At 52.6% G+C, this 3248-nt stretch carries 3 protein-coding genes and 1 pseudogene; 3 read left to right on the top strand and 1 reads right to left on the bottom strand.

Going from position 1 to position 3248, the window contains the following annotated elements; all coding sequences use genetic code 11:
- The 3 genes from C5471_RS22805 to C5471_RS22815 all read left to right on the top strand — a co-directional run.
- Positions 1–381: TIGR03749 family integrating conjugative element protein (locus tag C5471_RS22805; protein WP_166296495.1), on the top strand; the 381-nt coding region annotated here is incomplete at its 5' end.
- Positions 371–1099, top strand: a complete 729-nt coding sequence (locus C5471_RS22810) for an FtsZ/tubulin family protein (protein ID WP_207627446.1) — start codon at positions 371–373, stop codon at positions 1097–1099. The genes C5471_RS22805 and C5471_RS22810, both read left to right, overlap by 11 nt.
- Before the next feature lie 78 nt (positions 1100–1177).
- Positions 1178–2560, top strand: coding sequence for an IS4 family transposase (locus tag C5471_RS22815; RefSeq protein ID WP_133814787.1), 1383 nt, complete (start codon positions 1178–1180; stop codon positions 2558–2560).
- Here the strand turns inward: C5471_RS22815 and C5471_RS22820 are convergent.
- Positions 2524–3248: pseudogene (locus C5471_RS22820) on the bottom strand (filamentous hemagglutinin N-terminal domain-containing protein); the annotation flags it as partial. The gene C5471_RS22815 and the pseudogene C5471_RS22820 overlap by 37 nt on opposite strands.

Below are 3248 nucleotides of genomic sequence, written 5' to 3' on the forward strand. Positions count from 1 at the left end.
TATGCGCCGTTGCGTACAGTGGAAGCTGTTCCCGGCATTCACCCTGTATCACTGGCACTGCCGGCCCGATTGACCACATTGTATCCCTCTGCGCCGGTGATAGTCTCCCCGTTAGGGGGCTGGGGGGTGGATAACCTCGCTGTGGTGGCGTTGAAAGTGCGTAACACCCACCGTGAGAACGTGGTGCTTGATCCACGCAGGTTACAGGGGCAATTCATAGCCGCGACCTTTCAGCATCGTTGGCTGGGACCGTCAGGCACGCCGGAAGACACGACTACCGTCTATTTGGTGGTGAAAGGTCGGCCTGACCGTGCCTTTCTGCCAGAACCGGTGAGGTCAAAAACGCCGATGAAGCAACAAGGAAAGCCCCATGCAAATTAAGTCAAACGGTCTGGTGAAATGGGTGGTGCCTGCTTTTGTTATTGCAGGGCTGGCGGTGGGTATCAAGAGTTGTCGGCAATCAGCGACGCCCGTCAGCCAGACAGTGAGTCATCCGGCCCTGGCGGAGCTGTCTCCCGGGGAGCTGCGGGCATTGGGGATTGAAGGCGATACCCCGGAAGATACGTTGCGCACCCTGATTGGGGCTTTGCGCAGTATCCGTATTCAGCAGGCGGCGCTGGAAAAACAAAACGCACAATTACTGGCGGACAATGAGAAATGGCGCAACGGCAGTCAGAGCATGACTGACCAGATTAACCAGGTGGTAGCGGGCACCCGTGAGGAAACAGAAAAGCAACAGCAGGTACTGAAAGCGGAGCAGCAAACGCTGTTTAACCGGCTTGACCAGCTAACCCGTCAGTTAGGCAATAAAAGCATGAGTACGGAACACACTTTGTCTGAGCGTGATATTCCGCTGGGATTAGGATTGGACGATACCGGCCAAAATACGACCTCAGGCGGGGACCGGCTGGTCTGGATTACCCCACAGGATGCGTTACCGGCTGACTCACAGGTTGCAATGAGCGGTCGGCCAGCGACTCCCCGTTTTCCCGTGTCATTTCTGGAGGACAATGCATTGAGCCGTCAGAAACTGGAATATGACGGTATGACTAAAAATCAGCGGGCCATTACCGCTGTCTCTTCTACACAAATATTTTGATATTTTCCTGCATTCTTGTTGAACTCTTATTCTCTTTATCGATCTCAACAAAAAACCACAAAAAATAAGCTAACCGATATGTTTTCAGCCAACACCGAGCAATGGGCAAAAGACACGTTTCAACACGCTGAATTAGGCGATAAACGACGCACCAAGCGCCTGCTTCAGCTCGCCACTTCACTCGCCAACCAGACAGGACAATCCCTCGTGCAATCCTTACATTCCCCTGCCGATATTGAAGCGGCTTACCGTTTCATCCGTAATCAGGCCATTTCCTCTCAGGCCATGGCTGAAGCGGGTTTTGCGGCCACAGTGGCGTACGCAAACGCCTATGATTGCCTGCTGGCTTTGGAAGACACCACGTCACTGTCGTTTTCCCATCACAGCGTGACGGATGAACGGGGTCACACCACCTCAAACCCGAAATCCCGGGGATTCTTTGCTCACTCGATTTTACTGTTTGCGCCCAAGGAACGTCAGGTAGTCGGGCTGGTTGAGCAGCATCGCTGGACACGCGATGTGCAGACGTATGGCAAGAGTCAGCAACGTGATACGCGGCCTTATGAAGAAAAAGAAAGCTATAAATGGGAACAGGCGTCACGGGCGATGGCACACCGGCTGGGCGAACAAATGCCGAAAATTATTTCGGTTTGTGACCGTGAAGCAGACCTCATCGAGTACCTGACCTATAAGGTGGCCGAAAACCACCGTTTTGTTGTCCGTTCAATGCAAAGCCGACGTATAGAAGAGAGTCCGGATAAACTTTATGATTTTGTTGAGACATTAAAAAGTGCCGGAGACCGACGGGTTGAGGTTAAGCAGAAAGGCGGACGTCAAGCCCGCGTGGCGGACTGTGAGGTTTGTTATACGCAAGTGAGTCTGAAAGTACCGAAAGGAAAATCAGGGGAGAACCTTCGCTTGTTTTATGTGGGTTGCCATGAAAAAGGCACCCAAAACGGGTTAAGCTGGCATCTTCTTACCTCAGAGCCGGTCAACAGCGAAGACGATGCCCATCGAATATTCGGTTATTATGAACGGCGTTGGCTGATAGAAGAGTTTCACAAGGCCTGGAAAAGTGGTGGCACGCAGGTTGAATCCCTGCGGATGCAAAGCAAAGACAATCTGGAACGCATGATCGTGCTTCTGGCTTTTATTGCGGTGCGGATACACCAGCTTCGTTTTAAGGGATTGAACAAAGAAGAGGCAGAAAACCACCGCTGTGAAGAGATCCTCAGCCCGCTGGCCTGGAAACTTTTGTGGTCAAAGCAGGAGAAACGGCCCCTGCCAAAGAAAGCGCCGAGTCTGTATTGGGCGTATATCAGTTTGGGCAAATTGGCGGGTTGGTCTGACTCTAAGCGCCCGGGTCGGGTGGGTTGGGAAAGACTCTGGGAGGGCTGGTTTTTGCTACAAACTCTGGTGGACGGTTATTTGCTGGCCAAGTCAGTGGATTTGGAGATGTGATTAAGAGACAGGGTTAAATGCCCGCGGCCTAAATAGACGGTTTCGGCGTTAACGGTGATGTTTTGTTCGGCCTGCATTGACGCAGAATTCACTAAATCGTTGGCAGTAAGCGCAATGTTTTTCCCGGTGATTAACGCCGGAACGGTGGGTTTCTTGCCCGCGTTAACCGGGTCCTTATCCACATCAAAACGAAAGGCCTGTGTCAATGTCGCCGTCAGATCCTCACCGGCACTGAGTTTACTGAAGCTATTCGCCTGACGGTCTTTTATCGCGATGGTTGAGAAATTGTTGCCGGTCAGGGTGAGATTTTGCGCCGCGCTTAACTCGCCGACATTGTTTATCTCATCAGCGGTAATGCGGTTGTTTTTACCCGCAGTAATCACCGGGTGACTTTGTCCGGTCGGGTTGACGTTATCCAGTTTGGTGGCTTTAAGGGTGATATCTCCCCCCGCCCGGATTTGGCCCTGATTGTGGAGGGTGTCGGTGGTTAACGTCAGATGCTGACCCGCTTGCACATGGCTTTGTGCTGTTGTTTCAATGGCTTTGCTGTTGATGCTGATATCTGTCCCGGCGTGTACTTCCCCCAGGATAATTTTCCCCTCCGCAGTCAAACGGATATCGTCCTGGCTGGCGGTCAGGTGGGTGAGATTCACGCCCACCCCGGCTTCGGTCGCCACCAGCCGGATTT

It is taken from the genome of Photorhabdus tasmaniensis (assembly GCF_011189505.1).
GTDB classification, from domain to species: Bacteria; Pseudomonadota; Gammaproteobacteria; order Enterobacterales; family Enterobacteriaceae; genus Photorhabdus; species Photorhabdus tasmaniensis.

Excerpts from the sequence above, each read along its gene's own strand:
- C5471_RS22810 (WP_207627446.1), top strand. The coding sequence starts at position 371 with ATGCAAATTAAGTCAAACGGTCTGGTGAAATGGGTGGTGCCTGCTTTT.
- C5471_RS22815 (WP_133814787.1), top strand. The coding sequence starts at position 1,178 with ATGTTTTCAGCCAACACCGAGCAATGGGCAAAAGACACGTTTCAACAC.